Origin of the sequence: Haladaptatus sp. R4 (assembly GCF_001625445.1) — an archaeon.
In the GTDB taxonomy this organism is placed as follows: Archaea; Halobacteriota; Halobacteria; order Halobacteriales; family Haladaptataceae; genus Haladaptatus.
Genome location: NZ_LWHG01000029.1, coordinates 223,429 through 237,952 on the forward strand (window position 1 = coordinate 223,429; position 14,524 = coordinate 237,952).

At 61.9% G+C, this 14,524-nt stretch carries 14 protein-coding genes and 1 pseudogene; 10 read left to right on the forward strand and 5 right to left on the reverse strand.

Annotated elements, in window-relative coordinates; translation table 11 throughout:
* Nucleotides 1–620 precede the first annotated feature (620 nt).
* A complete protein-coding gene (locus A4G99_RS18745; protein ID WP_066147081.1) occupies nucleotides 621–1,238 on the reverse strand; it encodes a class I SAM-dependent methyltransferase in 618 nt (205 codons plus the stop codon).
* Between the two features lie 597 nt (nucleotides 1,239–1,835).
* Between A4G99_RS18745 and A4G99_RS18750 the strand changes: the two genes are divergently transcribed.
* The 6 genes from A4G99_RS18750 (at nucleotide 1,836) to A4G99_RS18775 (ending at nucleotide 7,218) form a co-directional block, all read left to right on the forward strand.
* Nucleotides 1,836–2,597 (forward strand): IclR family transcriptional regulator, encoded by a 762-nt coding sequence (locus tag A4G99_RS18750; RefSeq protein WP_066147083.1) that lies wholly within the window; start codon nucleotides 1,836–1,838, stop codon nucleotides 2,595–2,597.
* A 148-nt stretch (nucleotides 2,598–2,745) separates the two neighbouring features.
* Nucleotides 2,746–3,789, forward strand: a complete 1,044-nt coding sequence (locus tag A4G99_RS18755) for a sialidase family protein (protein WP_066147084.1) — start codon at nucleotides 2,746–2,748, stop codon at nucleotides 3,787–3,789.
* A 161-nt stretch (nucleotides 3,790–3,950) separates the two neighbouring features.
* On the forward strand, nucleotides 3,951–4,340 hold the full coding sequence (locus tag A4G99_RS18760; protein ID WP_066147344.1) for a DoxX family protein: 390 nt from the start codon (nucleotides 3,951–3,953) through the stop codon (nucleotides 4,338–4,340).
* 138 nt (nucleotides 4,341–4,478) lie between these two features.
* Nucleotides 4,479–5,723, forward strand: a complete 1,245-nt coding sequence (locus A4G99_RS18765; RefSeq protein ID WP_066147086.1) for a CaiB/BaiF CoA-transferase family protein — start codon at nucleotides 4,479–4,481, stop codon at nucleotides 5,721–5,723.
* A complete protein-coding gene (locus A4G99_RS18770) occupies nucleotides 5,720–6,859 on the forward strand; it encodes an acetyl-CoA acyltransferase (RefSeq protein ID WP_066147088.1) in 1,140 nt (379 codons plus the stop codon). Before A4G99_RS18765 ends, A4G99_RS18770 begins: the two co-directional genes overlap by 4 nt.
* Nucleotides 6,856–7,218, forward strand: a complete 363-nt coding sequence (locus A4G99_RS18775) for a hypothetical protein (protein WP_066147090.1) — start codon at nucleotides 6,856–6,858, stop codon at nucleotides 7,216–7,218. Before A4G99_RS18770 ends, A4G99_RS18775 begins: the two co-directional genes overlap by 4 nt.
* 44 nt (nucleotides 7,219–7,262) lie before the next feature.
* Here the strand turns inward: A4G99_RS18775 and A4G99_RS18780 are convergent, their stop codons facing one another.
* Complete coding sequence (locus A4G99_RS18780; protein WP_066147346.1) at nucleotides 7,263–7,877, reverse strand: TetR/AcrR family transcriptional regulator; 615 nt, start codon at nucleotides 7,875–7,877, stop codon at nucleotides 7,263–7,265.
* Nucleotides 7,878–7,983: 106 nt separating this feature from the next.
* On the opposite strand from A4G99_RS18780, the gene A4G99_RS18785 reads away from it, so the two are divergent.
* Nucleotides 7,984–9,339 (forward strand): amidohydrolase family protein, encoded by a 1,356-nt coding sequence (locus tag A4G99_RS18785; protein ID WP_066147092.1) that lies wholly within the window; start codon nucleotides 7,984–7,986, stop codon nucleotides 9,337–9,339.
* Between the two features lie 46 nt (nucleotides 9,340–9,385).
* Complete coding sequence (locus A4G99_RS18790) at nucleotides 9,386–10,273, forward strand: fumarylacetoacetate hydrolase family protein (RefSeq protein ID WP_066147094.1); 888 nt, start codon at nucleotides 9,386–9,388, stop codon at nucleotides 10,271–10,273.
* Nucleotides 10,274–10,403: 130 nt separating this feature from the next.
* Here A4G99_RS18790 and A4G99_RS18795 read toward each other — a convergent pair.
* A pseudogene (locus tag A4G99_RS18795) lies at nucleotides 10,404–11,407 on the reverse strand (TatD family hydrolase).
* A gap of 672 nt (nucleotides 11,408–12,079) precedes the next feature.
* Here A4G99_RS18795 and A4G99_RS28905 point away from each other — a divergent pair.
* Together A4G99_RS28905 and A4G99_RS18800 are read left to right on the forward strand one after the other, a co-directional pair.
* Nucleotides 12,080–12,205 (forward strand): hypothetical protein, encoded by a 126-nt coding sequence (locus A4G99_RS28905; protein ID WP_255359128.1) that lies wholly within the window; start codon nucleotides 12,080–12,082, stop codon nucleotides 12,203–12,205.
* Nucleotides 12,206–13,432 carry a CaiB/BaiF CoA-transferase family protein gene (locus A4G99_RS18800; RefSeq protein ID WP_066147096.1) on the forward strand — a complete coding sequence of 409 codons (1,227 nt, stop codon included), beginning with the start codon at nucleotides 12,206–12,208 and terminating at the stop codon, nucleotides 13,430–13,432.
* A gap of 7 nt (nucleotides 13,433–13,439) precedes the next feature.
* Here the strand turns inward: A4G99_RS18800 and A4G99_RS25305 are convergent, their stop codons facing one another.
* Together A4G99_RS25305 and A4G99_RS18805 are read right to left on the reverse strand one after the other, a co-directional pair.
* Nucleotides 13,440–13,649, reverse strand: a complete 210-nt coding sequence (locus A4G99_RS25305; RefSeq protein WP_150123160.1) for a hypothetical protein — start codon at nucleotides 13,647–13,649, stop codon at nucleotides 13,440–13,442.
* A 78-nt stretch (nucleotides 13,650–13,727) separates the two neighbouring features.
* Complete coding sequence (locus tag A4G99_RS18805; protein WP_066147098.1) at nucleotides 13,728–14,456, reverse strand: DUF4397 domain-containing protein; 729 nt, start codon at nucleotides 14,454–14,456, stop codon at nucleotides 13,728–13,730.
* Nucleotides 14,457–14,524: the final 68 nt, after the last annotated feature.

Below are 14,524 nucleotides of genomic sequence, written 5' to 3' on the forward strand. Positions count from 1 at the left end.
TCTACCCTTCTTATTTCTATCGGTGCGGTGAATGAAATCTCGTGATAACGAGACACTTTAGAAAGACGTCGTACACGGATGGTCCTCCGGTTCCGAACGGGGTATTACCGGCGGGGGAACGGGTGTGTCCATCGGAAAATCGCGTCAGTCCGTCCTTCGATGTCGGGACTTCGGCCGCGATAGGCGTTTTCACGTCGCCGCATTCTTTCACGGTGTCCGATAACGACGATTTTCCGCACGGCCTTTCAGTAGGGTTACTGTCGGTTCGAGAACGAATCGGAAGATGGTCGCGAGTAGTCCGATAATACCATACCGTTGACCGGGACGTATCCCGTATCGTTACCCAACGAGCCGTGTAATCGACGCTCGAAAACCGATGCCGTATTGCAAAAATCCTCCCAAACCAGTTCGTCCGATACTGTCGGAGGTCAGCTATCGAACGTCGACGTTGACCGTGTTCGGCGTCCAGAGTAGCTGTGAAGGAATCACGTCACGGAATCGCTTTCCGAGAAAACGGATTCGAGGCCGCGAAATGCTCACGTCCCCTGGCACGCTCGCCCCTTCGGTGACAATCGGAATTCGGAGTTTCCGCGCGAAAAGGACGCTCCGAGCGGGCCCCGTCACAGGATCCGAAACACTCGGACGGTATCGCGGTTGGTCGGCTCACGGACGAGTTGGGCGAGACCCAACTCCGAGAACACCCGTTTCCAGTCCCGGAAGTAGAGGGGGAAGTCGTCGTTGACGTAACTCACTTTCTCGTCGCCGCGACCGCGCTGCGGACTGTTCCCCTCGTTTTCGGCGGTTATCAACAGATCACTCGTGACGCGGATCAGCTCCTCGAACACCCACGTATTCTCGGGGTGGATGTGCTGTAAGGTCTCGACGGAGTAGACGACGTCGAACTCGTCGTCGGGGAATTCGGGAATCACGTCCTCGATCGCACCCGCGTGGAACGTCCCCGTCGCGGCGAGGCGTGGATGTCGTTCTGCCATCACGTCGAACGAGTCTTCGTTGATGTCGATGCCGGACAGGTTTTTGAATCCGTTGTCGCGGAGATGGGCGAGGTGACGGCCGGAGCCACAGCCGACTTCGAGGATGGCGGCGTCCTCGTGTGCGTAGTAATCGAGCACGGTGGCGATCGTCTCGCTCACCTCGTTCGGCCCGATCTTCGCGTAGTATTCGGGCGAGTAGTCACCCGACCGTTCGGCCCAACCGCGGCGATTGTCGTCCGGTTCCATACGCTTTATTTCGAGGCCGGGAAGTTAAACTTCCCTCAACGAGTTCGCCAGCGGTCGGCGCTCCTCACACCACCTCCCGTGTCGAACTGGACACCGGCGCGGACGAAACAGACGGGCACGATGCACGTCGACTCCGTCGAGACTCGGACTGGGTTCGTATTCCCCGTTCCGTTACGAGCATAGCACTGTAACGGGGGCGACGACGTCCATCGTCGGCCCTCCGGTAAAGTGATCCCGAAATACGGGAAAATTTCTCACAGCGCGGGAAGACGGTCAAACCCGCGGGACTGTGAACACCGTGAAATCGTCTTGTCGGGGTGTCAAACCCCGATTCGTAATCCGTTCCTCCGCGGGCGATTCTTTTCCCGACGGAGGTCCCATTATTCGGGATTTAGACTCGGACACGTTCGAGTCTCGGGAGAAAAGCCATCGTCGGACGCGCCGCGCTCGCTACCGGAGATTTTCGTCCGAAATAGGGGCAACGAGAGAGGTGTGATGGGTTCGTTTTCCGCGGGGAAGGTTTTCTCGACGGGGTGGAAATCGAGAGATCCGAATATTCGGGAATTTTATGCCGAATGGCGACAATAAGGAGGTACGATGGGAAGATACACATCGCGGGTCCGGACGACCGAAACGTCCCTCGACGTCCTGGACGTCCTCTTCGAACGGGAAGCAGTAACCGTCGAGGAACTCGAAGCGGAACTCGACCTGACGAATAGTACGGTTCACAGACACCTTTCGACGCTCCAAGAGAGGGGGTACGTGGTCAGGGACGAGGGGTCCTACCGTCTGGGTTTCAAGTTGCTCACGATGGGTGGACGCCTCCGGCGGGACGTGACGGCGTATCCGGTCATCAAGACGAAAGTGGACGACCTCGCAGCGGAGACGAACGAACGCGTCCAGTTCATCGTCCGGGAACAGGACGAACGGATCTACCTGTACACGCAGACCGGCGATAGCCTGATACAGACCGGGGCGTACACGGGTCGCCGCGGTCCGATCTATTCGAGCGCCGCCGGGAAAGCGATCATCGCCAACCTTCCGAAACCTGAGCGCGAGCGACTTATCGACTCCCTCGACCTGCGGCGGACCGGACCGAACACCATCACCGACCGCGACGCCCTCCGTGAAGACCTCCGGACGATTCGGGAACGGGGATACTCGCTCAACCTCGAAGAATCGACGAGCGGGGTGCACGCCGTCGGTGCCGCCGTCAGAGGGAAGGACGACGGCATCGTCGGGGCGCTGAGCGTTTCGGGCCCGGCGACGAGGCTGAAGGACGAACGGTTGGAACGGGAACTTCCCGACGCCGTCCTCGCCGCGACCAACGAACTCGAACTGCACATCGCACACACGTGATGCGGTCCTCGGCCCCGATTTTTCGTTCCCGTATTTCGGGATCGACGGGGATACCGAACGGGGACGATGCGGGTGGCCTCGTCGTTTCGCCGCTCCGGGTACCCCTCCCTAGCGATTTATTAGTAAGAACGGAGAATTATTCGGTCGTATGTCGCTGTTAATTGGCACCGACGAGGGACTGTACCTCGTTCGAGCGCTTCCGTTCGAACGGGACGATGCGGAACTCGTCCTCGACTGCGGAATGGTCACGGGCATCGAAACGTACGAACACACGGACGACGTCTTCCTCTCGTCGTCGAGTGGGGCGTACCGGTCGTCGGACGGCGGTGAGACGTGGATGGACCTCGGCGTCCCGGTCGGCAGTCGGTACTGGCATGCGGGGGAGAGCGAAGTGTGGTCCGTCCTCTCGACGCCCGACGCGCTGTACGCCGGGACGAACGACCCCTACGTGTACCGCTCCGTCGACGACGGGGAGACGTGGATGGAGATGAAGGGATTTCGCGACCTTCCTTCGCGCGGCCACTGGGAGTCTCCGATCGATCCCCACTACGCACGACTCAGGTGCCTGGAATCCGTCCCCGGACGGCCCGAACAACTCATCGCGGGCGTCGAGGCCGGTGGCATCCACCTCAGCCGCGACGGCGGCCAAACGTGGCACGACCGACGGGACACCATCGTCGACGACGTCCACGAAGTCGTTCCGATCACGGAAGACGTCTGGATGGCGGCGACCGGTTATCTCGACCACACCATCGAGAAAATCGGCCTCGGCCACGCCGTCGGAACGGGCGGACTCCATCGAACCGTCGACGGCGGGGACTCCTGGACGCGAATCGACGTCGGAAACCCGTTTTCGTACATCCGGAACGTGTTCGTCCACGACGGGACCCTCTTCTTCGGCGGCGGCGAGGAAGCGCCGCCGGAGTGGGTCCACGACGATCACGGTGCTGCACTCTTCGAGTCGACGAACTTCGGCCGGACGCTCGACCGGGTGTCGTACCCGACGGAGGAGACGCAAGTCATCGATACGTGGGACGTGTACGATGGCGACGTCATCTGCGGTTCCGGTCTGTTCGACGTCCCCGACCCGCGAGAAGACATCGAGGGCTGCGTCATGCGGCGTGACGACGACGGGACGTACCACGACGTGGGACGCGTCCCGGCCAATATCGGGACCATCGCGACGGTCTGACCCGAACCATCGACGCGGGGGTCCAAGCGAGACGATTCGTAGGCCGGATCGATCCAGAACCCCCGATAGAGATATATGGTTTCGAGGTAGTTCTGAACACGAACGATGGTAACAGTGTGTACGACGCTCCGAACCAAACGCGGCAGAACCGTCCCGAATCCATGAGCGACACCTCGTCCTCGAACGCGCCGCCGCGGTCCGCTCGACTGCTGTACAGCGGTGTGTTGCTGTACATGGCCGTCGATGGATTCCAACACAACGAAGCGCGGGTCGATCTCGCCCGGTCGAAAGGCGTCCCGGTCCCCGAAACGCTCGTTCCGATGACGACCGGTATGCTACTGGTGGGGAACCTCTGCCTCCTCGCCTGGCGGTTTCCGAGGGCGGCGGCTGGTGCCGTGATCCTCTTCTTCGTCGGCACCACGCCGATGATTCACAACTTCTGGGAACTCGAAGGCGAGGAACGGCACGGTAACAAGATCGATTTCTGCAAGAATCTCGCCCTCATGGGCGGTGCGCTCGTCCTCCTCGACAACGCCGCGAACGACGACTGACCGACGAGCACACTACTTTCCGAAGCCTCGTCCTTCCGAAGCCCCGCCCGATACTTTTACCATCTGGTAATCGATAGTACAGGTACGGCGATAGCGATGTGGTGTGAGCGCTCGCCACTCCGCAACGAGGCAATAAGCATGTCAGAAACCACTACGTCATCGGCACAGCAGGGGAAAATCCTGGACGGCATTACCGTCCTCGACCTCTCGACGTTCGTCACGGGCGGGTTCAGTTCGGCGATGTTGGCGAACCTGGGCGCAGAGGTAGTCAAAATCGAGCAACCCGGCTACGGGGACGCGATTCGCCACTCGGGTCCACCGTTCATCCGCGGTGAGTCGCCCTACTACTGGACCGTCAACTACGGGAAACGAAGCGTCGAACTCGACCTGAAAAACGAGCAGGCGAAGGAGGCCCTGTACGAGTTGGCCGAGCACGCCGACGTCTTCGTTCAGAACTATCGACCCGGGACGGCGGAGCGCCTCGGCGTCGACTACGCGACGATCAAGGAACACAACGAGGAGATCATTTACCTCGCCATCTCGGCGTTCGGACAGACCGGACCGTGGGCGAAGCGGTCGGGATACGACCTGTTGATTCAGGGGATGAGCGGAATCATGAGCGTGACGGGAGAGGAGGGTCGGCAACCGGTCAAGGTCGGTCTCCCGATAACGGACCTGATTACGGCCATGTGGGCGGCGTTCGGCGCGACATCGGCCCTCTATCGACGCGAACTGACCGGCGAAGGGGAGTACATCGACCTCGGCATGCTCGAAGCGACGCTGCCGTGGCTCACGAAGCAGGCCGGACAGGTGTTCGCCGACGAGACGCCGACGCGGATGGGGACGAAAGACCCGGTGTTGGCGCCGTATCAGACGTTCGAAACGGCCGACAGCTACCTCAACGTCTGCATCCTGAACGAGAAGCTCTGGCACGAGTTGTGTGCGGTCATCGACCGGCCCGACCTGCCCGCCGACGACCGGTTCGAGACGAACGCGGACCGGGTCGCCCATCAGGACGAACTGGAAGCCGAAATCGAGGCGACGCTGGGCGAGAAGACGACGGACGAATGGATCGAGATAATCGCCGACGAGGGGGGCGTACCCGCCGGGCCCGTTTACGACGTGGACGAAGCGCTGACCAATCCGCAGGTGGAAGCGCGCGGAGCGATCACCGAGATCGAGCATCCGGAACTCGGGACGATTCCGGTCATCGAACACCCGCTCACGTTCGAACACACCGAAAGCGGATTCGAGATGCCGCCGCCGCTCCTCGGAGAGCACAACCGCGAGGTGTTCTCCGACCTGGGATACACGGAGGACGAAATCGACGAGTTCGAAAACATGGGCGTGTTCGGAGCGCAAGACGGTGGTACCGACGAATGACCGGCGTGACGATTCCCGGCGTCGGGATGACCAGATTCACGGGGGCATCGGACCGCTCACTCGTGGAATTGGCGGCGACGGCGGCGAACCGGGCCCTCGATGACGCCGGTTACGGTCCAGACGACATCTCCTCGCTCCACGTCGGGAACGCCCTCGGAGATGCCCTCGGGTTACAGGCCGGTCTCGGAAACGCGCTCACGTCGTCGCTCGGGCTTGAGGGCGTCATCGCCGACAGGGTGGAGAACACCAGTGCGACGGGTGCGAGCGCGTTTCACCGGGGAGTCGAGGCGCTCAAGAGTGGTCACGCCGAAGTCGCGCTGGTCGTGGGTGCCGAGAAGATGTCCGTCGGCGACACGAGCGGGGTGACGGAAGCCATCAGCCGTCTCACCCACGAGCGCGAGTACGCGCAGGGCCTCACGCTCCCCTCGTTCGGTGGCCTCGCGGCGAGTACCTACCTCGCCCGGCACGACGTCCCCCGCGAGGCGCTCGCCGAAGTCGCGGCGAAGAACCACCGGAACGCGGCGGCGAATCCGGTCGCGCAGTTCCAAACGGAAATCACCGTCGCGGACGCCCTCGACTCGCCCGTCGTCGCCGACCCGCTCCGCCTCTACGATTGCTGTCCGATGATGGACGGTGCGGCCGCCGTCGTCCTTGCCCGGGAGACACCCGAGGACGTGTGCGTGACGAGTATCGGAAGCGCAACCGGAACCCACGCCGTCGCCGACCGCCGGGACCCGCTGGAACTCGAGAGCGTCCGTGTCGCGGGGGAACGGACCTTCGAGCGAGGTGGGGTGACGCCTGACGACATCGACCTCGCGTGTATCCACGACGCGTTCACGATTCTGGAACTCCTCGAACTGGAGGAGTTGGGGTTCTACGAGTCGGGCACTGCCTGGAAAGCGACTCTGGACGGAGAGACGCGACTCGACGGGCGACTTCCGGTCAATCCCGGCGGCGGGTTGAAAGCGCGGGGACATCCGCTCGGCGCGACCGGACTCTCGCAACTCATCGAGTTGGTCTGGCAACTTCGGGGTGACCTCCCCGCCGAACGGCAGGTTTCACCGGCTACAACGGGCTTCGCGGTCAACGTCGCGGGGTTCGGCAACAACAGCGTCTGCACGGTACTGGAAACATGAGGGACCGACAGTCAACGACACGAACGGATCGGATAGCGGTGGACGAAGCCTTCGTTTGCGAACACTGCGGACACCGTTGGTACTACACGCGGAGCAACTGCCCGAACTGTCGTCGAGACCGGATTGCGACGTACACGCTCGGCGAGGGGACGCTAATCGCGGTGACGAGCGTCGCGACGACGCCGCCCGACGTTCGAAGCCCGAATCCGCTCGGCTTCGCCCGATTCGGCGAGGTGCAGGTCGTCGGTCAGTTGGCACAGGAGGCCGCCGTGGGTAACCGCGTGGCGTTCGCCGGTGCGTACCGTCTCCGGGACGGAGACGAGGAGACGAACCCTCGCCTGACCGTCGTTACGGACTGATTCGACCGCTGATCAGCGGAAAGCGCGCGAGAAAAAGGAGTCGCTCACTCCTCGACGCGGAGGGAGTCGAGGATGAACTCGTCGATGGCGGCGCGGGCCTCCTCGGGAGCGTCGTCGTGGCCGAGCGAGAGTTTGCGGCCCCGGGCGGCGTGGATGACGTCCGTGATGAGTTGGCCCATCCGTTCGGTATCGACGTCGCAGAAGACGCCCTGATCGATTCCCGCTTCGATAACGGTGGTGATGCTCGACCGAATGCGGACGTAGTGCTGGTTGAATATTTCGCGGTGGCGTTCGTCGTTCCCCGCGTACGTGAACAGTTCGTGGTAGACCTTCATCCGGTCCCAGTGGCCGAAGTCGTCGAACGCCGGGCCGAACAGACATTGGTCGATTCTGGCGTCGAGTTCCTCACGCGGGGACGCGTCCGCCTCGACTTCGACGCTTCCCTCGTACTGGTCGATGATGTACTCCAGAAAGTGGGACATGAGGTCGTACTTCCCGTCGAAGTGGTAGTGGATGACCTGCCGGGTCATCTCCATCTCCTCGCCGATGTCGCGCATCCGGAGATTCGTGTACCCGTGCTTGCTGAGCGCGCGGAACGTGGCTTCCATGATGGCCTCCCGCGTGTCGGAGGGGACGCGTTCGTTTCCGGGGGTGCTCATACGGCGTATTTTTCCCGGGTACATATAGGGGTTTTCCGCGCACCCCGGAAGGTGGTTTACCGCACGGTAAATTATTTAGTGTCATGGTTCATCAGTTCGAGTGACTATGTCACGAATAGTCATTCGGAGTGGGACAGTGGTCTCACTCGACACAGACATCGGAGATGTAGAAGACGCCGACATCCTCATCGAGGATGGCGAAATAGTCGAAATCGGGCACGGACTCTCGACGGAGAACGCCGAGGTCATCGACGCGAGCGACCACATCGTACTGCCCGGATTCGTCGACTCACACATTCACATCGCACAGACCCAAGTCAGGGGTATCGCCGGGGACTGGTCGCTCATGGGTGAATACTTCGAGCACATGCTCGGCAATATCACCGGGCTCTACCGGCCCGAAGACATGTACCTCGGCGGCCTCTTCGGCGCGCTGGAAAAGCTCCATACGGGAACGACCACGGCCCTGGACTGGTCTTACCCCAACACGCTTGAACACGGCGAACGGGCCGTCGACGCGCTCAAGGATGCTGGACTGCGTGCGGTGTACACCTACGGCCCACCGGGTGACGACGCGCCGAAGTGGTGGTACGAGAGCGACGTCGGCCTCCCCGAGCAGAACATCCGCGAGCTCTACGACGAGAAGATCCGCGACGACAACTTGCTCAGTCTGGCGCTCGGGCTCCGGGGACCCGACTTCTGTACCGATGAGGTCTCCCGCAGCGACATGGAACTGGCGCGAGAGTTGGGGGCTCTCGCGACGATCCACATGGGTGCGGCACAGTGGACCTCCTCGATGTACAACGACGACTACCAGGGCTTCGGCGCCATCCACGACATGCTCGGACCTGACGTCAACATCGCCCACGGTAACCACTTCACGCAGGAGGACATCCAGCACGCGGTCGACGCGGGGGTCTCCTTCTCCGCGACGCCGGAAGTCGAGATGCAGATGGGCCACGGCATCCCCGTCACCGGGAAAGTGCTCGAAGCGGGTGGCCGCCCGGCCTGGGGCGTCGACGTCTGTTCGAACATCAGCGGGGACATGGGAACTCAGATGCGCATCGGACTCCAAGTCCAGCGGATGCTCGAAAATCAAACCCTCCTCGAAAACGGCGAGGAGGTTTTGGAAGTGGGACTGACGGCCCGCGACACGCTCGAAATGGCGACCATCGAGGGGGCGAGAGCGCTCGGCATGGAGGACGAAATCGGGACACTCACCCCCGGTAAACGGGCGATATGGATCATGATCGACACCGACGACTTCGCGACGGCCCCGGCTCATTCGCCGGTCCAGACCGTCGTCTTCCAGTCCGACCCGTCGCACATCGACACGGTGCTCGTCGACGGGGAACCCGTCAAACGCGATGGAGCGCTCCTGAACCCCGCGGTGGACGAGGAGTTCGACCGATTCGTCGACTCGGGATACCGCCTCGTCGAGGAGGCCGGTATCGACCTATGAGGACAGATTCAATACCGCCCCGGCCGACTACACGCGATACCGAACGATGCGACTAGGACAATACACTGCCACCAACGACGAAGCACCGTGGACGGGAGCGCGACTCGACGAGCGGACGGTCGTAAACCTCGCGGAAGCCGGAGCAGCGGCGGGAGTCGACCTTCCCGAAACGAGCACCGACCTCCTCGCCACCTGGGAGTGGGAAGCGAAAGTCGACCTCGCTCTGGAACGTGCCGCCGCGTCCGGGGAGGGGACGTACGACTTCGACGACCTGACCAGATACGCCCCGGTCACGAACCCGGAGAAGGTCGTCTGCGTGGGTCTGAACTACCGCGATCACGCGGAGGAGGGGGACAATCCGATCCCAGAGACCCCCGTCCTGTTCTCGAAGTTTCCGACCGCGGTTACCGGCCCGGACGACGAGATTCGCTGGGACCCCGACCTCACCGAGAAGGTCGACTACGAGGCAGAGTTCGTCGTCGTCATCGGGCGCGAGGCACGGCGTGTGAGTCGAGCGGACGCGCTCGACCACGTCGCGGGATTCCTCGTCGGCAACGACGTCTCCGCTCGGGACTTACAGCACGGGGACGGACAGTGGGTGCGCGGAAAGAGTCTCGACTCCTTTGCACCCATCGGGCCGGAACTCGTGACGACAGACGAAGTATCCGACCCGCACGATTTGGACATCTGGGCGGAAGTCAACGGCGAGCGACTCCAGGATTCCTCGACGTCGAACCTCATCTTCGGCATCGACGAACTCGTCTCCTTCTGTAGTCAAGCGTTCACGCTCGAACCGGGCGACCTGCTCTTCACCGGAACGCCGCCCGGTGTCGGCGTGTATCGGGAGCCACCGGTGTTGTTGTCGGACGGCGACGAGGTCACCGTCGGCGTGGAAGAACTCGGCGAACTCACGAACACCTGCGCGTTCGACTGACGCGTTTGTGCGGGACGTTCGTGCGCTCCCTCGTCATTGTGGGGGACTTTCGTGCGCTCCCTCGTCATTGTTCAAGACGTTCGGCGCTCCCCTGTCATCGAACGCGGCAAAGAATATCGAATCGGAACCGTCAGTCGGAGAAGCCGAACACGTCGCGGGGGTTCTCGAACACCACTTTTCGAATCGACTCCGTGTCGATGCCGTACCGGTACAGTTCGAACATCGCTCGTTTTATCGCGTCCGGGTCAGTGCGAAGGACGTTGGCGCAGTCGGTGTCGATCATGATCCGCTCCGGTCCGTACTCGTCGATGGCGTTCGCGACGTCCGCCGGTCCGACGCCGACGAGCCACGAGTGACCGATGGTGAAACTGAGGTAGCAGTCGGTCTCGCGCATGAGGTAATCGACGTTGTTCCGGTCGGCGTGAGACGCGACGACTCGCTCCTCGGGCAGTCCGACGGCGCGCGCTCCTCGACGTCCATCTCGACGGCCCGTAACGCCGGGTTCTCTCCCGTGATGACGGGGTCCTGTCCCAACGAGGTGTTCTTCTCGTACCCCGGGATACCGAATTCCGGGCGATAGGACCGCCCGGACGAACCGGACTGGTTCGGCGTGTGAAGGATGATCGGCAGGCCGTGACGGTCGGCGAGTTCCATCTGGGCGCGAACGATGGCGCGCTGTTCGTCCACGTCCCAGGCTTCGACGTGTTGGGCGGGCGTGACTCCCGTCTCCCCGACGGCGACGACTTCGTCCAACTCGCAGTACCGGTCCATGGCCTCGACGAGTTCGTCCGGGTTCTCTATCCGGACCCCGGTGTGGATACCCAGTCCGAGTCGCGCCTCGAAGAAGTGGTTGCGCTCTATCGCCGCCCGACGGTTGATAGCGTCGTCCCAGAGAAACCGTACGTCCTCGGCACGAACCGGTTTGTAGGGAGTCCAGTGATAGCCGGACGCGACCATGACCATCCCCTCGCATCCCGAGAGCGCGTAGCGTTCCCGGTCGTCCCAGGAGAGGGTGTGTGCGTGATTGTGCCCGTCGAACCAGGGTAAATTGAGGAGTTCCCGTGGGTACGAGCGGTCGTCTTCGTCCAGATACTCCGCGTCAGTCGGTCTCTTCGTTGGATTCGTCGAATTCATGTGTAGGCTCGGAAGCGTCAACTGGCCGCGCTGCGACGCCCAGATTTCACCTAGTACGCCGTTCGTCCGGTACCCACTTAGCGTTTGACGGTACGGTAAAACGAACCCCGTGACGAGGAGTTCCGACGAACGGTCGGTCACTTATTGTCCACCGGGCCGTGAGTACCAAATTGTCGTTCGATTCATCGCCATTAGTGTTGTTTGATTACTACAATATTGATCGGGTAGATTCGGCTATCGACCGGACGTCAAACACGTGTGTTCGGGTCGCGGGTCGGCTTCGATGACCACGATGTGAGTGAGATGATATAGTGATATTCGTCCATCTATACATAGGATAATCGGCCATTTCGTATGTTGTGAACCCAAATTTTTGATTTTCGACAGATATGGAGTTGTGTAAAGACCCACCCGAAGATCGGAAGCGGAAGGAGAACGTGCTGTCTTCATTCGGGTCGAAATCGATGGAGAGTGGACGTTGTATTGTGTGATGATTGCGATACTGTAGCAAAATCTTGACCTCCCGTTAGGGGAAGATCAAAGGAAACGGGAACCGACATTAGCTGGATCGTGGACACGTTATGACCCTTGGTCGCGAGCGTTCGTGGGTCGCCTTCGATCCCGGTTCGCCGAAACAGTTTAACCCGGATTGTTCGAAACACGTCGTAGACGATGGGACAGACCACTTCGCTTGCCGAGGAGTCGATGATCGAGGACCGACCCCGTCGCGGCCGGACGGGCGACGATCACGAGATGGTCGGACACAGGACGACCGAACGTCCCGTGGGTGACCGGTAGATGGTCGGTGAAGCCCGCCATCCGGATACCGATACCGGTCCCCTCGACGGTGTCACGGTTCTCGATGCGTCTCGCGTCCTCGTCGGTCCGTTCTGCACCATGCAGTTGGGGGACCTCGGCGCGGACGTCATCAAGATAGAACAACCGGGCGTCGGTGATCAGACGCGCGGGTGGCATCCACCGACGTACGGCGAATCGGACGAGAGCGCGTACTACCTCAGCGTGAACCGTAACAAGCGTTCGATGACGCTCGACCTCGCGAGCGACGACGGCCGCGCGCTCTTCCGCGACCTCGCGAGCGAAGCCGACGTCGTCGTCTCGAACTTCCGTGTCGGCACGATGGAGGAGTGGGAACTCGATTACGCGACGCTCCGGGAGGACAATCCCGGCCTCGTCTACTGTGCCCTCTCGGGATACGGTGAATGGGGACCGGACAAGGACCGTCCCGCCTACGACCTCATCATGCAGGCGGAAGGGGGACTGATGAGCATCACCGGCGAAGCCGACGGTGCCCCCGTTCGGGTGGGTGTCGCCATCGCCGACATCGGCGCGGGGATGTACGCCACACAGGCCATCCTCGCCGCGCTCCTCGAACGCGAACTCGGCGACGGGACCGGCCAAAAGATCGACGTTTCGCTGCTCGACGGGCAGGTCGCGTGGATGAGTTACATGGCCTCCAACTACTTCGCGACGGGGACACCACCGGGTCGGATGGGCAGCAAACATCCGACCCTCGCGCCGTATCAAGCGTTTCCGACGATGGACGGATACGTCATCGTCGCGGTTCCCTCGCCGAACCTCTGGCCGAAGTTCTGCGCCGCCATCGACCGCGAGGAACTCGTCGATGACGACCGGTTCGCGACGAACGCGGACCGCGTCGAGAACCGCGATGCGCTCGATACGGCGCTCGAACCGGCCTTCGAGGCTGCCACGACCGAAGAGATTCTCTCCCTGATGGACGAGTACGGCGTTCCGGCGAGCGACGTCAAGGACATGGAGGACGTCTTCGAGAACCCGCAGGTCGCCGCACGGGACATGCAGTGGTCGGTCTCCCACCCGACCGCAGGCGAGGTCGAGATGGCGGGAAGCCCGATGCACCTCTCGAAGACACCGGCGGGGGTCCGTACGCACCCACCGCTCCTCGGCGAACACACGGAAGAAATCCTCTCCGAGTACGGATATACGGAAGCGGATATCGAGCGACTGTCCGATGAGGGTGTTCTCTGACCGGCCGTCACATTTCGTCGGGTAAGATGAAGATACCGCTCCCGACCATCGCACCGATGCCGGTAGCTGTCGTCGATACCAGACCGAGGTCGCGTTCGCGGTCCTTGGGCATCGACTCCTTCAACACGTTTTGCGGTCCCTGGACGCCGACTCCTCCCATCGACATGGCCGGGCGCTGTACCGTTACCGTCCCACCGAGACGGGACCAACGGGCCACTCGACATCGAGTCGAAGGCGGTTACTCTCACCGAAGACCATCAAAACAAATGCGGCGTCGTTTCGCACGACATCGTCGCTACATCGTCGTCGTGGTCGCCGTCATCTCGCTTGGAGCGTCAACCGTCGGCAGAAGATCGAAGGCCTGTGCCTTGTCGCTCGTCTGCAGGAGCCCGACGGCGAACGCCGAAACCACCGTACCGCTTTCGAGGGTCACGTCGAACGTGGCGGCGGCCTCGTTCGTACCTGCGGGTCGGATCTCGATGGTGTACGACCCCGCGGGTACCTCGACGTAATCGCTGGCGTTGCCGAACTCCAATCCTTTGACGAGGACGTCGCCGTCCGCTGCGATATCGACCGCCGGTGCGTCGGGCGAGAGGTGAACCGCCCGCAAGCGCGCCTGGTCTCCGGACGGCACTTGGTTCTCGTCGACGAACACGAACGCCTGCGGACTGTCGAGTGTTCCCCCGGCAGCGATCGTGTAATCGGTGTTCGCATCGAGGGCGACCTGCTCGTCGATGACCGCACTCCCCCGCCCTTGCCCCGCTGGCGCGACCTGTACGGTGTGTTTCCCCGCGTCGAGTTCGAGATAGTCGCTCACGTCTTTGAACGCGACGTTCTCAAGGACTCGATTTCCGTCGACGTAAACGTCCACTTCCGGGGCGTCCGGAATCGCGTGGATGACCCGAACGCGACTCGTGTTCCCGCTTTGACTGCTAGTCATCTCCTGGGCGCTCGAAATCCCCCCGAGAATGGGGATGCTGCTCACGCCGATGATTTTGAGTACCTGACGTCTGGTTTGCTTCATTTTGGTTCCCCCAACCGATACTCGACTTGTTATCTAAAAATGATATTCCCGGACCAGTTTGGTCGGGG